This is a genomic window from Pandoraea iniqua, assembly GCF_902459685.1.
Lineage (GTDB): Bacteria > Pseudomonadota > Gammaproteobacteria > Burkholderiales > Burkholderiaceae > Pandoraea > Pandoraea iniqua.
Genome location: NZ_CABPSF010000007.1, coordinates 122438 through 139967 on the forward strand (window position 1 = coordinate 122438; position 17530 = coordinate 139967).

The window sequence follows — 17530 nt, forward strand, 5'->3', positions numbered from 1 at the left end:
GGGCTGGCGAGATGGCATCGAATCACATCATTGAGGCTACGGGCCTGCACAAGACCTTCGGCAGCGTGACACCTGCCAGAGACATCACGGTCAATATCGACGCGCAGAGCGTGGTCGGGCTGATCGGCACGAACGGGGCGGGCAAGACCACGTTCGTGAACATGCTCACGGGCTACATCAAACCGGATCGGGGCGAGATCGTGTTTCGCGGCAAGCGCATCACGGGGCTGGCGCCGCGCAAGATCACGCGTCTGGGCATTGCCCGCTCGTTCCAGATTCCGCAGCTGTTCGGCTCGCAGACGGCACGCGAGAACATCGAGATTGCACTGGCGATTTCGGGGCTCTCAGCCGATCTGGCGAACGAGAGTCTGGCGCGTCTGGGCGTGCTGGAATTCGCGGACATGATCTCGGGCACGCTGCCCGAAGGCGTTCGCAAGCTGCTGGACATTGCGCTGGCGATGGTCTGCAAGCCGGAAGTGCTGCTGCTCGACGAACCGACGTCCGGCGTGGCCGCTGAAGAAAAGTTCGACGTGATGAACCGCGTGCTGGATGCTGCGCGCCTGCTCGGCATCACGGTGCTGTTCGTGGAACACGATATGGAAATCGTGCGCCGCTACAGCGACCGCGTGCTCGCCTTCTGCGACGGCCGCATTCTGGCGGATGGCACCCCCGACGTGGTGCTGGCCGACGCGCAGGTGCGCGAGTTGATCATCGGCGAGACGGTGGCCGCAGCGCCTGCGGCCGGCGGCTCGGCCACGACCCCGGGCGAGGTGGCCCATGCTTGAAGTCAAAAATCTGAACGTGCGTTTCGGCGCAACGGATATTCTGCGCGGCGTGCAGTTCTCGGTGCCCAAGGGCGCCATCGTGGGACTGATCGGCCGTAACGGCGCGGGCAAGACGACGACACTGCGCGCGATCATGGGGCTGGTGAAACCGGCCTCGGGCACGCTGACATTCGACGACGTGGATCTGGTGCGCGCACCGTCGCATCAGCGCACGTCGCTCGGTATCGGCTACGCGCCGGAAGACCGCCGCCTGATTCCGGACATGACCGTGGAAGAGAATCTCTGCGTGCCCGCGTGGGCCCTGAAGGCAAAGGATGTGCAGACGCGTCTCGACGCGGTCTACCGCATCATTCCTGAAGCCCGCGAATGGGCGCCGCGCCGTGCCTTGCAATTGTCGGGAGGCCAGCAGAAACTGGTGGCCGTCGGACGCGCGTTGATGACGAGCTCGCGCCTGCTGATGCTCGACGAGCCGTTCGAGGGCGTGGCCCCGGCGCTCTCGAAGCGTATTGCGGAAGTGATCGGTCAGATGCGTGGCGCCGGCCTCGCCGTCATTCTGTCCGGCGCCGACCTGCAACACGCGGGCGCGGTGCTGGATAACGTCTACCGTATCGATCGCGGCCAGATGGTCGCGGCGTCTGTCTAGTTTTGTCGCGTGCGGCGCGCCGATGCATGGATGCATGAAGGCGAGCCGCACGCAGTCACCAAGAGGAAAACGATGATGAATCCGTTTCGTTTCCAGACGGTCCCCACCGTCATTGTGGAATTTGGTGCAGCCCGCCGTCTCGGCGCGCTGCTGCGTGAGCAGTTTCCGTCGGGCAAGCGCCTGTGCGTGGTCACCGACGGCTTTCTGCACAAGAGCGGTCTGCTGAACCCGGCACTGGCCGATCTGACGAAGCATGACTGGCAGGTCTCGGTGATCGACGACGTGATCGCCGATCCGCCCGAACATGTGGTGCTCGAAGCTGCCGAACGTGCGCGCGCCGGCGATGCGGAAATCGTGCTCGGGTTGGGCGGCGGTTCGTCGATGGACGTGGCGAAGCTGCTCGCCGTGCTGTTGCCGGGCACGCAATCGCTCAAAGACATGTACGGCGTGAAGAAAGTGACGGGCACGCGCCTGCCGCTGGTGCAGATGCCGACCACCGCCGGTACGGGCTCGGAAGTCACCGCTGTCTCGATCGTGACGACCGGCGAGACGACGAAGATGGGCGTGGTTGCACCGCAACTCTTCGCCGATCTGGCCATTCTCGACGCGGAACTCACGCTCGGCCTGCCGCGCGCGGCCACTGCCGCCACCGGTATCGACGCGATGGTGCACGCCATCGAAGCCTATACGTCAGCGCACCTGAAGAACCCGGTCTCGGACATGCTGGCCGTGAAGGCCCTCGAACTGCTCTCGCGTAACCTGCTGCCCGCCTGCGACGACGGCAACAACCGCGACGCACGCGAAGCCATGCTCGTGGGCGCCATGTTCGCCGGTCAGTCGTTCGCCAACTCGCCGGTTGCAGCGGTGCATGCGCTCGCTTACCCGATCGGCGGCATCTTCCACGTGGCGCACGGTCTCTCGAACGCGCTGGTGCTTTCGCACGTCATGCGCTTCAATGCGCCTGCTGCCAGCAAGCTGTATGCAGAACTGGCCGACGTGATCCTGCGCGATAACGCCACCGGCAGCGATGAAGCCAAAACCGATGCGCTGATCCGCCACATCGAATCGATGATCGTTGCGACCGCCATTCCGCGCACGTTGCGTGAAGTCGGTGTGAAGCAGGACGACATCGCACGGATGGCCAGCGACGCGATGCTTCAGACCCGCCTGCTGGTCAACAACCCCCGCGAAGTCAAAGAAGCGGACGCGTTTGCCATCTATAGCGCAGCGTTCTGATCGAGCCTCTCTTGCGCCCGTCCTCCGGGACGGGCGCAGCGCCTGCCCCTCGCCCTGAATCGCCCCTCCCCGATTTTCTCTCGTTTTACAATGTGCGCTCCCGAACGCCTGTCGCGTTCCCCCGGAGGCACTCGCCATGAAGAAGCCCCAGTCGGAGACTTCCCCCACGCCCCCCACACCGCTCGATGTCGCCGCACTCATCGACGCGCGTATCGCAGAACTGGGTGACTGGCGCGGCGACATGCTCGCCCACGTCCGCGCCATCATCACGAAGGCCAATCCCGGCATCACCGAGGAATGGAAATGGCGCGTGCCGGTCTGGTCGCTCGACGGCATACTCTGCACCGGCGAATCGTATAAGGCCGCCGTGAAGCTGACCTTCGCCAAAGGTGCCTCGCTGCCCGACCCCGCCAAACTCTTCAACGCCAGCCTCGACGGGAACACCCGCCGGGCCATTGATCTCCATGAAGGCGACACGGTGAACGAGAAAGCGCTCACCGCCCTCATCCGTGCCGCCATCGCTGCCAATCAACGCTGATACCGATTTTGCCCATGCCGCAAGCCCTCAACCCTCGCGATGAGATCGTCACGCTCGACGCTCGCCCCGTTCTGGTCTGGAACGCCCCCGCGAACGCGCTATCCCGTGAAGCCGATGTCGGTGACCTGCTGTCCGCCGCATGGGAGAACGATGTGGACTGGGTCGCCCTGCACACTCACGTGCTGCACGACGACTTTTTCCGGCTCGAAACCGGCCTCGCGGGCGCCATTCTGCAAAAACTCGTGAACTACCGCATCAAACTGACGATCGTCGGCAATATCGACGCTTGGCTGGCGCGCAGCGAAGCATTTCGTGCCTTTGTCCGGGAAACCAATCGAGGCACGACGGCATCATTTGTTGCAACGCTTGATGCATTTTTCCCGCATTCTGATGTGTAAATTTCCATATTCAACGAATATATAAATAGACACTTAATAAAATTACAAAAAATAAATGCCGAATTAAAAATTAAATAGTTGCGGGAAATTTTGAATTTATTTTTATTTTTGATTTTCAAAAAATTGAAAATAAATTATTTCGCACCGCGAAAAAACCCTGCGAAATCCCACCCGCCAAGGATCTCGAAGCTCGACGGCACTTCATCGAAAACACGCGATTCGCCCTGACATTTCGATGAAATAAGAACCATTCAATCAATATGTAACGATTTGAGAAAGACCTCTTGAAGCGCAAGAGATTGTCTCGGAACCCGGACAAATAACGCATTGACTCTCCGGAACCCGGTGATATCCTTCATCACATCGACGTACGAAATAAACCGGACTACCAAAAACAATGGCGACCGGAATTTGAGTTGAAACATCCGGTGCAGATAATGCGCCCCGTCAGAAAATAGATTGTCCGGGATTTCGGGAACCCCTCGGTTACGCCCTTCGTTACCAAGTCCGACGTGAATGCACACCTCAGGGCCGACGCGGCCAAGACCGCGCTGGAGGCGTGTACGCGATTGGATCAGGGCGCCGCACGCCAGACCGTCATCCGCAACATGATCGGAAATACCCGCCTCTGGAGGCGTCATGTCTGCACTGATGCACCTGCTCGAAACGATTCACGACGATTGCGTCGACATCGACGACGCGCAAAAGCTCTTTCAGCGGATCGTCAACTTCTCAAGCCGCATCGGCTTCGAATTCTGCTGCTACGGCTTTCGCAGTCACCGTTCTGCGACGCAGGCCGAAGTTCGCGTGTTCGACACGTACCCGACCGGCTGGATGTCGCACTACTGCCATCAAGGCTTTCTCGACGTGGATCCGACGGTGTTGGTCGGCATGCATAGCGACAAACTGCTGTTGTGGCGCGATCCGGCCATGCCACGCGCAGACGCGCTCTGGCAGGAAGCCGCCGACTTCGGTCTGAATCACGGTGTGGGACGCTCATGCTGGGGGCCGCACGGCGAATTCGGTCTGCTGAGTTTCGGGCGAGCGCACGACGCGCTATCGTCTTCCGAGCTGCAATCGCTCAACGTCGGCATGGGCGTGCTGGCGAATTACACGCACGAATCGATGAGCCGTCTGCTCCGGCCTCAGCATCCGCCCTTCGATATGGACTCGCTCTCGGCACGCGAGCGCGAAGTGCTGCTCTGGACGGCCGAAGGAAAAACCGCCGACGAAATCGGCGACATCCTTGGCATCTCCACGCGCACGGTCAACTTCCATATTCGCAACTGCCTCGACAAAACCGGCTGTCGCAATAAGGTTCAGAGCGCGATCCGTCTGGTGATGTGGCGCTGATGCGCGCCTGAAGGCACGGCCGGCAAAGTGTCGGCACCGGCTGGGATTTCAGTTGATGCGTCGGCGCCGGTGTTACGCATTAACCCGAGCGCCGCCAGTGCCACCGCATCGATGTCGATGCGATAGGCCGCGACCCAGCGCCCGTCGATGCGATACGCCACTCCCAGCTTGTGGGTCGGCACACCAAGGCGCACAAACAGTCGCGCGAGGCTCACATAGGTCACGCCAACGAGCCGGTGCGCACCCAGCGCGCGTGCGGTAAAGATGGCAGCCCGCAGCAGTTCCCGTGCCCCTTGCGCCGATTGCTCCAACGCGACTTTCGAGCGGGGCGTCCACACGTCGGCAGCTTACAGCGCAAATCGCGACAACTCCCACACAGCGTCCGGAAACGTGGCCTCGTGGTCGAGGCTCAGCGCCTCGTCGAGATGGCGCAATTTCGGGTATTCGAAAATGACCGCGGCCGGCATGTCGTCGACGAGATGCCGGAAGTGATCGCCCAGCAGGAAGTGACGGGTAGCGGGCAGCAGGCGCGCGCAACCGACGATGGCATCGCCGTCACCGCGCAAGGTCACGTAGACGGTATCGTCGTGGTCGTATTCGTCGGATTCTTCACCAGCCGTCGCGCGGGCAGTCACCGGCGACGCGGGGACACACCACCCCAGTTTCTGAACGAAGACCCGATGCCGGAAGCGTGCGATCTCCGCGCGCGTCGACGGCATCATCTGTGCGCCCCTCAAAACATCTACCCGCATCGCATACCTCCGTCGACAGGCTGGATGAAACGAGGGTATCGGCACCAAAAATGGGCGGAAACTGTCAACCTTGACAGGTACCGCCTTCCATTTTTCAGACCCACGTGCTTTCAAGTATCGGTCAATATTCCGAATTCCACCAATGCAGATTCGTACTGCGTGACCCGGGCGCAATGAAGCGGGCACCGGGCAACAACGCACCGTCCTGTTGCCCGGGGTCGTATGTGAAGATGGCCCCCGGCGCCGCCGAGAGGGTGACCGACACAATCGGCATGAACCGGCCGGTGACGGCCATGTAATCCTGTTGAACGTACTCGGTCCCCGGCAAGTTCTCCGCGCCCGTATAGAAAAGCGATTCCAGCGGGATCTGGGTAGGAATGTCCTGCGGCCACGCGGCGAGAATGACTTCGTTGTGCTTGTCGACGAACGATTTACGCAGGTCGACCAGTACGCCGAACTGTGCGGCCGACGGTGCCAGACCGCACCCGTTGCCGTTTGCCCACGTCGCCAGATACTGGGCCGCCGTGGTAATCCCCAACGCATCGCACAACCGCGCATCGCCCTCGGTAGAGCAACTGTCGGGACGCTGCGCCGTCACGGCATTCACCGGGAACGCGCAGCGCCATATCACCGGATGCTGTGCGGGCGCCGACAGCTCTCGCATGATGATGCCGACCCCGCCCGTGGTCAGGGTCATGTTCATGTCCACGCGCGCATACGAGAACGACACGCCATTTCGAGACACGGAGTTGGGGCTCGGATTCCACGCATGGAACGCGGTGCCGAAACCGGTATTCCGGATCAGTACCCCCGAGCAGTCATAACCGGGCAAATTCCCCGGGCACGTGATCCGGGTATCGAGATAGCGCGCCTCGAGCTGCTTCGCGACGGCGTATCCCCAGTCAAGTTGATCGCGCTCGTCGAAGCCGAACGCCGTCGCAGCACCGTCGCCGATCGACGCCTTCAGAATGGGCACCCATTGCCCGGTGCCGTCGAAATACTGCTTCTGATAACGCACCGCCTGCGCCAATTGACCGCCCGCAGCGACGTCGTAGTAAATGGCCTGCACGGCGAGGCTCGCGGGGGCGCTTGCGTTCCAGAGACTGACGCCCGCTGCGCTGGCGTTCGCCGGACACGGCGTACAGGGCGGCAATGGGCTCTGAACCGGTGGACAGCCGCAGACCAGCGCGTAGGGTTTGCCATCCCCCGCAGCCGTCGGTCTGTCAGCCAGCACAAAACCCACGGTATCGGGCGGATCGACGCGCGGCAGGTCCTGCCTCGCGTAGCTCAGCTCGGCATAGCCAGCGGCGGCATCATCGGCGCTCAAGCGCCAGAAATTGCCCCCGGCCCCATCGCGCGGCGCAGTGCGCAATAACACACCGGAGCACTCGTAGACGGGGCTGTTGACGAAGCATTTCGAGGGCGTGTTCCGGTATCGCTGGTTGATCAGATTCGCCACGTCCGCTCCGCTCAGCGCAAGCGCGGGGATCGCCAGCAACGCAAGCCATGCGGCGACGAGCCCGCCAAGCGTCATCGTCAGTACGCGACGGCAGAACATGAATGACCTCTCGATTTCGCATCACGGCGCGATGCCGATCACCTGCAAAAAGTCCGCTTCGTTACGCCCCGTCGCATTGCCCTGCTCCGAGCCGCCGTTCAGATCGTAGGCATAGGCCGTTCCCGCACCGATCTGTGTGCCGGTCCAGAACTGGTAGCTCAACCACCCCATGTAGCCGGCCACCGGGCCCGTGCTCGGGTAGTAGACACGCCAGAACGCCTTCATGTCGTCGAGCGACACCATGTCCAGTCCGGCAGTCGTACACGCCACCTTGGCGCCCGCAAAGTTGGCCGAGGCACTCACAAAAAACACTTGCCGGACGCCCTTGACCGTCACGGTATGACTTCGCGTCTGGCCAAGACTGTCGGTCGCTGAGATCGTCGCACTGCCGTTGCCTGTCGCTACCACCACACCCGTGTTGTTGATTTGCGCCACATCCGAATCGGACGTCGCATAGGTGTATGGCGCGGTGCCGAACTTGCCCTCGCGCGTGTAGGTCGCGAAGGCCGGCACGACCAGCGGCGGCTTCTCTGCAACGAGGTAGCCCTTGCCGGTCGCATCGACCGTGGCGGATGCCTCGAAGGCTTCGCCGATGAAGAGCGTGAGCACATCCGATGTGACCGGCGCCCCGCCCCCCCGTTTAACGGTGTACGACAGGTGCGCCGACTGGTCGCGGTTCTGGTCGACGTGCGCGCGCGGCACTTCGAAAACGTGGTCCTGCTGAGGTGTCTCGCCGACGGTCACCGTCTCGACGAACGCTGCCGGTACGCCGCTCGCATTGGTCCACGTGAACTCGATGACATCGCCCGTGGCAATGCCCTGATAAGGCTTGAGCACGACATCGAGGGTCGGTCCGCTCACTTGTTCGGGGTCCAGCGAATTGCCTTCGGCCAGCGGCACGTCGACCGCCGGCAACGCACCGACCGGCTCAAGAATGCGTGCGATGGATGCGTTGGATTCGAATGGATCGCCCGACGCCGGGATGATCTGCGTGCGAATCGACACGGCCTGCCCTGAGAAACGCAACAGCACGTCGCGAGCGATGGTGAACGTTACAGGCTGCCCCACGTCCGCGTCGGTCGCAATCGACTTCGCGTCTTCCCACTCGCCGCCGTTGATGCTGACGAACACCACGTCGTAACGCGCCATGCCGCCGTAGGGCGCGACGCTGGCCTTCGCCCCCTCTGCCGGTACGTCTTCCAGATTCAATACGCCGTTGACGACACCCTCGATCTCAGGCGGCGCAACGAGCCCGGGCTCAGGGGACGCATCGCCCACGGTAAGCGTGAGTGCGTCGGAGGATTCGGTGCCGCCCGCCACACTCACGACGGTGTAGGACACCGCAACGGTCTTGCCGTCGTTGGCCTCGATGTACTGGGCCGACACGTAGAAGCGAATGACGCGCGGCAGGTTTGACGCCGTGACCTGAATGCTGTCACTGGTCGAGCCCGCCCCGGTCTCGCCGTCCCAGTGCATCGTGACGGTGTCGCCGACGGCCTTGCCTTGGTATAACGGCACGACGACGGTGGCCGACGGCGAACCGGGGTCGAGTGAGCCGCCGTCGGCCTCTTCGACCGAGGGGGCTTCGAGCGACGCGGCGCTGTTGCGTTTGCCGCTGGTGTCTTTGTCCAGATACATGGTCATGCTCCGGTGATGTCCGGCAATGCCCGGGGGCAGATGCTCCCGGGCCGTGATTCACCTCATCGCATCTGAAGTGCCAGCGCCGTCAGCGCGCGGCCGCGCACAGCAGACGTCGCCTCATACGTCAGGCCCGAATCCACAATCGGCTTGACCGCCGTGCTGTCGCCACCCGCTGCGGCGACGCCCCACGTCACGACGCCGCCGTCCGCCAGTACCGCGGCGAAGGCTTCCGTGTTGCTGTAGATGGCGCGCACGTTCACCAACTGCGGTGCCACGGCCGCGGTGCTGCCCCCTATCGCGGGCATTCCCCACGCCACCACCGTGCCGTCGGAACACAAGGCCGCGAAAGCGCCCCAGGTACGGGCAACCTGCACAACGTTATTGAGCACGGCCACCTCCTGCGGCACGGTGCCACCCTGTGCCGCGTTCCCCCAAGCGACGACGGCACCGTTGGCACGGCGTGCGCAGAAGGCGCTCTGCGTGGCAACCACTTCCTCGACATCGCTGAGCGCGGCAATGTCTGCGGGCACTGTGCCGCCGAAGTCGGCATCCCCCCACGCAAGCACCTCATGGCTTTCGGTGCGAACTGCAAAGGCGTATATCGTGGCACTGGCAAGTTCCATGATGTCCGAGCGAGCCGCGATGGCGCCGGGCACCACACCGCCGTACGGTGTGCTCCCCCATGCGACGACGTGCTTGTTGGCGCGCAAGGCCGAGAATCCACCGCGGCAGCCGCGTATGTCCACGATATCGGTAAGCGCACCGATTTCCGCCGGCATACTTCCGCCGGAGGCGACGACGCCCCACGCGACCGCTGCGCCGCTTGCCAGCCTTGCTGCAAAGGCGGTGCCTGCTGCGTGTAACGAGATGATGTTCGTCAGTGCTTCGATTTCCGGCGGAATCGTGACCCCGGTGTTTCCCCGCCCCCATGCTTTCACCTGACCGTTCGCCCGCAAGAGCGCGAACGCGTTGGTGTTGCCCACGATCCGGACCGCATCGGTGACGGTGAAGTCGGCGGGTAAAGCGCCGCCCTGCGCGGTGTTGCCCCACACGGCGATCCGGCCATTACTGCGACGCACGGCAAACGCGCCCTCGGTCGAACTGGTTTCAATCACGTCGTCATACGTAACGATGGTCGACGGCACCGTGGCCCCGTGAGCGGCCGATCCCCAACCCACAACGTTGCCTTTGTTCAGGTGCGCGACGAATGCCGCGTAGCCGAGGGCGCTCTCTTGCACACCGGAACCTGTGATGTTGGCCGGATTGAGCGTCAGGGTGTCGTCCGCCGAACGCACACGAAGGGGCATCCATGGCCGCACGTCCCGGAAGCTATGGGCGAGTGTCCAGTCGACTTCATCGTCGTAGCGCCATTGCGCGTTCAGGCCCTGCCGCGACGACTTCTGAAATGTGCTCACGTACTGCGGCTTGCCATAGCCGAAGCAAACGTTGTCGCTGCCACGCGCACCGAGCACGAGCAACTCACCGCTGCCCGGCACTGCGACCACATCGAGGATGGCCGGCGGCGCCGTCTCGTCCTCGGCACCGTTGGCGCGAGAAATGGTGTATTCCAGCGATACGGTGCCATTGACGTTGGCGGCTACCGTGGCGTGTGGCACGACGACTTCCAAGGGGCCGCCCGCCTCGGCGTCCGCCACGGTGATCGTCTTGGTGAACGTACCGGCCCCCGACAGGCCATGCCATCGGAACGACACCTTGTCGCCCGCGCGGAACTTGGCGCCGGCGGGCAACTGCACATGCGCGCCGTCGAGACAATCGTCAGGGTTGACGCTGTCGCCGACCGCTTCGAGCAGGATCGCTGCCGGCGGGTCGGACTGCCGTATCGACAATTCCAGTGCCGTGCTCACGATGATGACGGTCCCTGCCCGCGTGACTTCGTAGTGCACGTCCACGCCCTTGTCGAGACTGGCCATGACACTCAGATACGGCACGTAGAAGCTCACCGCATTGCCGACGTCGGTCGACTTCACGATGTATGGCGGACTCTCGAAGTCGCCACCGCCCTCGCCCTTCCAAATCATGACGACGGTGTCGCCCTGACGCATGCCCGGGTACGGCGGCACCGCGACTTCGGCCCCATAAGCGGGATCGATGTCGCGCGGATCGAGCTTGCCGTCGCTCGATAGCGGCACGGCCGGCGGCCCTGCCTGCACCGTCTCGCGCTTGACGTCGAGCGTCAGCGTTTGTGACAGCTGCCACGTGCCGTCGGGCAGTTCCTTCTCGTAGTACAGCGCCACCGACCGGTCGATGAACGGTGAAATCTTGTCGAAGGGAATACGCACCGGATACGGCTCGGTCAAATATCGCTCCGTGATGTCGATGTAGCTCTCGAACCCCGTCGGCGGACCACCGCCCCACACGACGTGCACGTAATCGCCGGCCTGATTCCCCTCATAGGGACCGATGTGCGCCGTCGCGCCGCCCGTCACCAGATCGGGATTGAGTACGTTGCCGGTGGCCTCGACGACCGCGGGAATCGCGAGCAATCCCTCGTCTGCCACCTCACCGATGCGGAGGTCGAAAACGTCGGACGGATAGGTCGCGCCATCGCGCAACACCTCGTAGCTCACCGGCACCCGTTTGTCGAGAAACGGCGCAAGGTTCTCCGTGAGAATCGGAAACGTGACTTCGCGTACGGCTCGCACGGTGATTCTATCGGTGTAGTACCCGGCGTCGTCGAGTGCGGCCCAGTGCAGCACGATCTCGTCGCCGATCGCCATGCCGTCGTACACGGGAATACGCACGCGTATGCCGTACTCGATGTACTCGGGATCGAGATGATCGCCATCGGCCTCATCGACCGACGGCGCCGTCAGCCCGGCATCGTCACGCACGCCGATGTACAACGACAGGATGTCGGATTCGAGGTTGTCGCCCCCCGCAGCACGTTCGACCACGTAGTCGACATCGACCTCGGTATCGAGCGCGGGCAAGATCTTGTTCTTGGGAATCCGGATCGTGATGTCCTGCCCCACGAAGTTGGTCGTGACGTCGAAATCGACCGTCACCTCGTTCGGGCCGGCGACGTCGAAACGCAGCAGGAGGTAGTCACCGACGGCCATGCCGGCATACGCCTTGACGATGAAACTCGCGCCCTGCACGGTCAGATCGTCGGGGTTGAGCGCGCCATTTACCGCTTGCTCACACACGGGCGCATCGACATCGGCCAGCAGGCCGGACGAGGAAACTGCGGCGCTTCGGCCGGACATTTTGGGTCCCGAGCGTTGCATGGCCGTAGCCGGCCGTTCGAGGGTTGCATCTAGCTTGGACATAAGAATCTCCACACCGGTGAGCATCGGACGCCTCGCGCCCGGATCGCCGTCCGCAGGCGCGCGACGGCGGCAATACCATCTAGCCACGCGGCCTCATGGCGCAACAACTGTCAGCGTTGACAGGTCGGCGTGCGGCGTCTTCGGCTTGCGCTGGGTGCCGCCTGCGGATGATTCGTAAAAGAGGTCGGTGTCGAGAAGCGCCTTGACGGCGTCGCTGTTGCCGCCGGCGGCAGCCTGGCCCCACGTGACGGCGCCGCCCGAGGCCTTGATCGCGACGAAGGCGTCGTTGTTGCCGTACACCGCACGAATATTGACCAGATCGTCGACCACTGACGACGTGTCGCCGCCCGACGTTGGGATGCCCCATGCGACGACGGTGCCGTTGCGGCGCAACGCGGCAAACGCGCCACTGGAGCTGGCGACTTGCACGATATCGCCAAGCCGGGCGATTTCCACGGGAACCGCGCCGCCATACGATTCATGGCCCCACGCCACGACCGCCCCATTGCCCCGCACCGCGCAGAAGGCATACCAAGTGGCCGTGACCTCGGCAATGTCCGTCAACGAAGCAATCGCCGGCGGCACAGTACCGCCGTAAGAGCCAAACCCCCACGCGAGTACCTGATCGGTTCGAGTGCGCACGGCAAAAGCGCCGATCGACGCACTCGACAACTCGACGATGTCGGTGCGCGCAGCGATGTCATCAGGCACGCCTGCGCCGCTCCCCGCGTCTCCCCACGCCACCACCGTGCCGTTCTCGCGCAACCCGCAGAACGCATAACAATTGGCGCGCACGTCGTACATATCCGTCAGCCCCTTGATGGCGTCCGGCACGTTTCCGCCATAGGTCGTATTGCCCCACGCTACGACTTGTCCGCTGCGCCGCAACGCGCAAAACGCATACGCCGTCCCGGCGACGGAAGTCACGTCCGTCAGTCCCTGCGCCTCATCGGAAAGTGCACCTCCCAGTGTTGCGGCACCCCACGCGGTCAAATAACCCGCCCCGCGCACGGCGGTGAATGCTGCCGCATTGGGATGAACTCTCACCACGTCGGTCAGATTCGCACCATCACCGGGAATCGCGCCACCTAAGGTGGTATTGCCCCACGCGGCGACGCGCCCGCTGGCACGCCTGACCGCATAGGCCGCCGTGGTCGACGAGACTTCAACCACGTCGGCATGGTCGATGATGCCGGCGGGAACGGTGCCACCGTAGGTTGTGAAACCCCAACCGATCACGTTCCTGCGCGCGAGGCGGGCAACAAAAGCGCCGGAGCCCCCCGCGACCGTCGCCTGCGCGCCCGAACCGACGATGTTGACCGGGTTGATGGTGACCTGATGGGTCGCCGAGCGAACGCGAAGCGGCATCCATGGACGGGTGTCCTTGAATGTCACGCCGGTCCCCCATGAGACGTCGTCTTCATAGCGCCACTCCGCCAGCAGGTCGGCGGTTGTCGTGCGATGGAGTGCGTGGAGATACTGCGGCATGCCGAACGAGCGAAACGCGCTGCCGCAATAGCGAGCCCCCATCACCAGCAACTCGCCGCTGCCCAGTTCTCGCCGCACGTCGTAGATGTTTTCGCCGGAGGTCTCGACCGCCCCGCCCGCCGCACGCGTGACGGTGTAACGCAGCACAACGGTGACACCGTTGTTCGCTTCGACGACCGCCTTCGGCACGGTGATCTTGATCGCGCCGCCGGCTTCCCCCGCCGATACCGTGTGCGAGTACTCGCCGGAACCACTGCCCGGCGCGCCCTCCCACGACAACACCACCCGATCGCCCGGCTGAAACAGGGCCGTCGCATCGAGCGTGATCGTCGCGCCACTTGCCGGAACATCGTCCGGATCGAGCGTCTTGCCGTCCGCCTGATCGATGACCGCGAGTGGCAACTCAGACAGCTTGATGGCGAACCCGAACGTTTCGCTGGTAGCCACGACATTGCCCGCGCGAATGACCTCGTACCACGCCTCGATACTGCCATCCACACCGGCGAGCACTTTGGCACGATCGACCAGAAACGCGATGGGTGTCTGCGAGCTGCCGACGATCTTGTCTTGCGTGTCGCTGCCCGCCGCGATCGTGCAATCCCAGTGCATGCGGACCGTATCGCCTTGACGCATGCCTTCGACGAAGTCCACCACGACCTCCGCGCCCTGCACCACATCGCGCGGATCGAGAATGCCGTCAACGACCTCCGGCACGCGGGGCGGCGCCCACACCGAAGGGGCGCCGCGTTCGACGCGCACGGTGTATTCCTCTGACGCAAGTACGGGCGGGGTGCCGTTATCGACGGTGTAGGCGAGCACGACATCCTTGCCATCGAACGACGTGAGATTGTCCATCGGGATATGGCGGGTGATCGGCTTGCCGACCTGATTACCCGTCACGTCGATGAACCATTCCGCACCACCACTCCCCGGACCACCGCCCCATGTCAGATGAATGTAGTCGCCGCTGCGCATGCCGTCATACACCGGGATACTTGCCGTCGCGTGCGTGGTCAGTGTCGACAGGTCGAGCACACCAGCCTCGGCTTCGAGTACCTCGGGTGCGATCAGGTCGGTCGACGATCCCGTGCCGATTCGCAGCAGCAATGTCTCCGAGACAAACCGCTGCGCCCCGCGTTCGACCTCGTAGTGAATCGGCACCGTACGGCCAATCCACGGCGCAACGTCTGCGGCAAGCAACTGAAACTGATAGTCACGCGCCGTGCTCAGCGTAATGCTGTCGACGTAATACCCGTCATCCCCCGGGTTACCCCAGTGCAGCACGACACGGTCGTCGCGCAGCATGCCGGCGTAGCCGCGCACGCGTGTGGTCACACCGAAGACAGCCAGTTCCGGGTCCAGATAATCGCCCTCGGCCTCATCCACCACCGGGGCAGGCCATTTGAGTTCGCTGCGCACTTGCAGCTCACGATTCTCCGAATCCTCCTCGCGGCCATCGAGCCGATGCACGGTGTAATTGACGATGACCGTGCTGCCCAGATGAAACTCGACTTTGGTTTTCGGCACGCGCATCGTGACGTCCTGCCCCACCATGTTCTGGGACACGTCGAACGTATCGGTGTGCTCGCCACCGCCGGACCCTACGCCGAAGCGAATCGTAATGGCGTCGCCGGCGGTCATGCCGGCGTACGGCGCCACCCGCACGGTCGCACCGGCGGCAGGCAGCGGAGCGGGGTCGAGAACATCGCCCTCGGCCTCGTCGACTTCCGGCGGCGGCAACAGATCGGGGGCCTGCGCCAACACACGAAAGCGGGTGATGGCGGACGTCTGCGAAGTTGTCTGACCGTTGCGCGTGACCCGATACCACACGTCGACGAAGTCACGCCCTGCCGCATTGGCATCGACGAATTCGCGCGGCACAAGGAAGACGTACGGCTGATTCAAGTCGGCGGCGGCCAACGTATGTGTGCCGGTGACGGTTCCGCCCGGCGACTGCCCTTCCCAGAACGCTTCGAGCACGTCGCCGACACTCATCAATTCCCACACGGGGATGATGACTTCGACACCCTCGACCGGATCCGCCGGAGGATTGAGTTCGCCATCGGCCACGCCCTCGACATCCGGTGCGGGCAGCGCCGCTTCGCCAAGCACGCGCAACGTCACGCGCGCCGACTCGCGCGGCAACACCTCTGGCGCCGCCGGGTCGACGATGTAGTACACCGTGACACTGCCGCCGGCGAGATCGGCGACATAGGCAGGTGGCACCAGAAAATTCACCGGCTGTCCGGCGTCGGCGGCAGCGATAATCTTCTCTTCGATATGCACCCACGGCGCACCGCTGGCTTTGACGCCCTCCCATCGCAACGTCACCGCGTCCTGCGCGGCCATGTCGGGCCATGCGGTAATGACGACATTGGCCCCCGTCACGGCATCGGCCGGATCGAGGTCATTGCCGTTTGCCTCCGTGACAATCGGTGCCGGCAACCGTGCGGGTTGCCCGAGAATCGTCAGCGAATTGCGTTGCGAACGACCTTTATCCCCATTGCCATCGCGCACGATGTAGAACAGCGACGCCGAGCCCGGCGCCGCGTCGCCGATCACGCCATTGGGCAGCTTGGCGGTGACGAAAGGCGTGTCCGACGCGATCGGCACGTCGAATTCGTGGTGTACCTCGCGCCCCTCCGAAGACAAGCCTTCGAAGACGATATGCAAGGTGTCGCCCACGGCCATTTCCGGGTCTTGAAACGTGATGACGATGTCGGCATCGTCGCCGCCGAGGGCATCGTGATCGAGTTCTCCCGCAGGCGCCTGAAGCACCACGGGCGGGTCGAGCGTGGCATCGCCCGCTTCGACTTCGGCAAAAGCCGGCAGCGAGTTGAGCGACCACTCGCGCACGATGTCGTCGATGTCGTAGGTCACGACGAGGTTGGGGCTGTCGCCCGCGTCGATGATCGTCTGATAGTCGATGACGACGACCACCGGGCGGCCCACTTCGGCGGCGGTGAGCGCCGGCCAGTAGACCGACTGCGTTCCCCAGCGAATGCACAACACGTCACCCGGCGCCATGTTGATCCATGCCGGTACGGTCACGGGCACACCGTCGGTCGCCTCGGGCTGGCCGATGATGCCCGGTGGAATCGTGGGCGGCGCGAGGTTCTCGTTGACCCAAGGCGACGTGACGGGGTCGGGGTCGGGGCCGCCCGGCAGCGTGGTCTTGACGATCACCGCCAGCGGCGCGCCGGTCGTCGTGTCACCCGTGTCGATCGACGTCAGGTCGAACCATACGTCGATCACACCATCGCCAGTGCTGAGCACGTCGGCCACATTCACCTGCATCGTCACAGGAAAGAAATTCTCACCGGCCACGAGCGTGTGCTGCGCAACGGGCCGGTTCGCGTCCCCCCAATACAGGGTGAGGGTGTCGCCCACCTTGAACAGGCTGTTGGGCTTGATGACGACAAAAATCTGACCGTTGGCATCGCGCACATCGCGATAACCGATACCGCCGTACACCGTCGCCGCGGGCACCTGCGGCGGCTCCAGATTGGCAATGTTTTTGCCAAGCCTGACGGTGTCGTCGCGCGTAACAGGCGCGAGCAGGTGTCGGGCGCTCGCTGCGCCGCCCCCCATGCGTGCCGACGAATTGCGTTGAAAAGCGAACAGGGGGTCGTTGCTGCGCATGATCGTCTCCACGAGAAGGTGAGGCCGAAGCAGCGCCCTTCACTCAGTGGCGCGATCGGCAATTCGATGGTTCATCAGGCCACGCCGACCTCACGCGCGCCAACTGTCAACGTTGACAGTGAGCCCCGGGCGCGGGCGTACGCCGCCCTCACTCGGCGCGGCGCCGGGACAACCGTCGACCGTTGCGGCCACGCCGGGCGCTGGCC

At 63.6% G+C, this 17530-nt stretch carries 13 protein-coding genes; 6 read left to right on the top strand and 7 right to left on the bottom strand.

Annotated elements, in window-relative coordinates:
* The first annotated feature begins 11 nt into the window (after positions 1 to 11).
* From PIN31009_RS21615 to PIN31009_RS21635, 5 genes are all read left to right on the top strand, one after another.
* Positions 12 to 785, top strand: a complete 774-nt coding sequence (locus PIN31009_RS21615; RefSeq protein WP_150684929.1) for an ABC transporter ATP-binding protein — start codon at positions 12 to 14, stop codon at positions 783 to 785.
* Complete coding sequence (locus PIN31009_RS21620; protein ID WP_087686599.1) at positions 778 to 1428, top strand: branched-chain amino acid ABC transporter ATP-binding protein; 651 nt, start codon at positions 778 to 780, stop codon at positions 1426 to 1428. Before PIN31009_RS21615 ends, PIN31009_RS21620 begins: the two co-directional genes overlap by 8 nt.
* A gap of 75 nt (positions 1429 to 1503) precedes the next feature.
* Positions 1504 to 2664 (top strand): iron-containing alcohol dehydrogenase, encoded by a 1161-nt coding sequence (locus PIN31009_RS21625; protein ID WP_087722260.1) that lies wholly within the window; start codon positions 1504 to 1506, stop codon positions 2662 to 2664.
* A gap of 136 nt (positions 2665 to 2800) precedes the next feature.
* A complete protein-coding gene (locus PIN31009_RS21630) occupies positions 2801 to 3202 on the top strand; it encodes a DUF1801 domain-containing protein (protein ID WP_150791539.1) in 402 nt (133 codons plus the stop codon).
* 14 nt (positions 3203 to 3216) lie between these two features.
* Positions 3217 to 3600: a DUF4180 domain-containing protein gene (locus tag PIN31009_RS21635; RefSeq protein WP_150791540.1), complete on the top strand. Its 384-nt coding sequence runs from the start codon at positions 3217 to 3219 to the stop codon at positions 3598 to 3600.
* Positions 3601 to 3851: 251 nt separating this feature from the next.
* Here the strand turns inward: PIN31009_RS21635 and PIN31009_RS21640 are convergent, their stop codons facing one another.
* The gene (locus PIN31009_RS21640) at positions 3852 to 4241 is read right to left on the bottom strand and encodes a hypothetical protein (protein ID WP_150791541.1); all 390 of its coding nucleotides are present in this window, start codon (positions 4239 to 4241) and stop codon (positions 3852 to 3854) included.
* On the opposite strand from PIN31009_RS21640, the gene PIN31009_RS21645 reads away from it, so the two are divergent.
* On the top strand, positions 4240 to 4953 hold the full coding sequence (locus PIN31009_RS21645; protein ID WP_246185798.1) for an autoinducer binding domain-containing protein: 714 nt from the start codon (positions 4240 to 4242) through the stop codon (positions 4951 to 4953). The two genes, PIN31009_RS21640 and PIN31009_RS21645, sit on opposite strands and share 2 nt — an antisense overlap.
* Here PIN31009_RS21645 and PIN31009_RS28380 read toward each other — a convergent pair.
* The 6 genes from PIN31009_RS28380 to PIN31009_RS21670 form a co-directional block, all read right to left on the bottom strand.
* Positions 4920 to 5291, bottom strand: coding sequence for a hypothetical protein (locus tag PIN31009_RS28380; protein ID WP_281355895.1), 372 nt, complete (start codon positions 5289 to 5291; stop codon positions 4920 to 4922). The genes PIN31009_RS21645 and PIN31009_RS28380 overlap by 34 nt on opposite strands.
* A 9-nt stretch (positions 5292 to 5300) precedes the next feature.
* Entirely contained in the window at positions 5301 to 5675 is a 375-nt protein-coding gene (locus PIN31009_RS28385; protein ID WP_281355896.1) for an acyl-homoserine-lactone synthase, read from the bottom strand.
* 151 nt (positions 5676 to 5826) lie between these two features.
* Positions 5827 to 7263: a hypothetical protein gene (locus tag PIN31009_RS21655; protein WP_150791542.1), complete on the bottom strand. Its 1437-nt coding sequence runs from the start codon at positions 7261 to 7263 to the stop codon at positions 5827 to 5829.
* A gap of 21 nt (positions 7264 to 7284) precedes the next feature.
* Entirely contained in the window at positions 7285 to 8901 is a 1617-nt protein-coding gene (locus PIN31009_RS21660; protein ID WP_150791543.1) for a hypothetical protein, read from the bottom strand.
* Positions 8902 to 8963: 62 nt separating this feature from the next.
* A complete protein-coding gene (locus tag PIN31009_RS21665; protein WP_150791544.1) occupies positions 8964 to 12194 on the bottom strand; it encodes an RCC1 domain-containing protein in 3231 nt (1076 codons plus the stop codon).
* A 93-nt stretch (positions 12195 to 12287) separates the two neighbouring features.
* Positions 12288 to 17324, bottom strand: a complete 5037-nt coding sequence (locus tag PIN31009_RS21670; RefSeq protein WP_150791545.1) for an RCC1 domain-containing protein — start codon at positions 17322 to 17324, stop codon at positions 12288 to 12290.
* Positions 17325 to 17530: the final 206 nt, after the last annotated feature.

Bases quoted from the DNA above. Each gene is read 5' to 3' on its own strand.
- PIN31009_RS21620 (WP_087686599.1), top strand. From the start codon at position 778: ATGCTTGAAGTCAAAAATCTGAACGTGCGTTTCGGCGCAACGGATATT.
- PIN31009_RS21615 (WP_150684929.1), top strand. From the start codon at position 12: ATGGCATCGAATCACATCATTGAGGCTACGGGCCTGCACAAGACCTTC.
- PIN31009_RS21625 (WP_087722260.1), top strand. From the start codon at position 1,504: ATGAATCCGTTTCGTTTCCAGACGGTCCCCACCGTCATTGTGGAATTT.
- PIN31009_RS21660 (WP_150791543.1), bottom strand. From the start codon at position 8,901: ATGTATCTGGACAAAGACACCAGCGGCAAACGCAACAGCGCCGCGTCG.
- PIN31009_RS21645 (WP_246185798.1), top strand. From the start codon at position 4,240: ATGTCTGCACTGATGCACCTGCTCGAAACGATTCACGACGATTGCGTC.
- PIN31009_RS21655 (WP_150791542.1), bottom strand. From the start codon at position 7,263: ATGTTCTGCCGTCGCGTACTGACGATGACGCTTGGCGGGCTCGTCGCC.
- PIN31009_RS21670 (WP_150791545.1), bottom strand. From the start codon at position 17,324: ATGCGCAGCAACGACCCCCTGTTCGCTTTTCAACGCAATTCGTCGGCA.
- PIN31009_RS21665 (WP_150791544.1), bottom strand. From the start codon at position 12,194: ATGTCCAAGCTAGATGCAACCCTCGAACGGCCGGCTACGGCCATGCAA.
- PIN31009_RS21630 (WP_150791539.1), top strand. From the start codon at position 2,801: ATGAAGAAGCCCCAGTCGGAGACTTCCCCCACGCCCCCCACACCGCTC.
- PIN31009_RS21635 (WP_150791540.1), top strand. From the start codon at position 3,217: ATGCCGCAAGCCCTCAACCCTCGCGATGAGATCGTCACGCTCGACGCT.
- PIN31009_RS28385 (WP_281355896.1), bottom strand. From the start codon at position 5,675: ATGATGCCGTCGACGCGCGCGGAGATCGCACGCTTCCGGCATCGGGTC.
- PIN31009_RS21640 (WP_150791541.1), bottom strand. From the start codon at position 4,241: ATGACGCCTCCAGAGGCGGGTATTTCCGATCATGTTGCGGATGACGGT.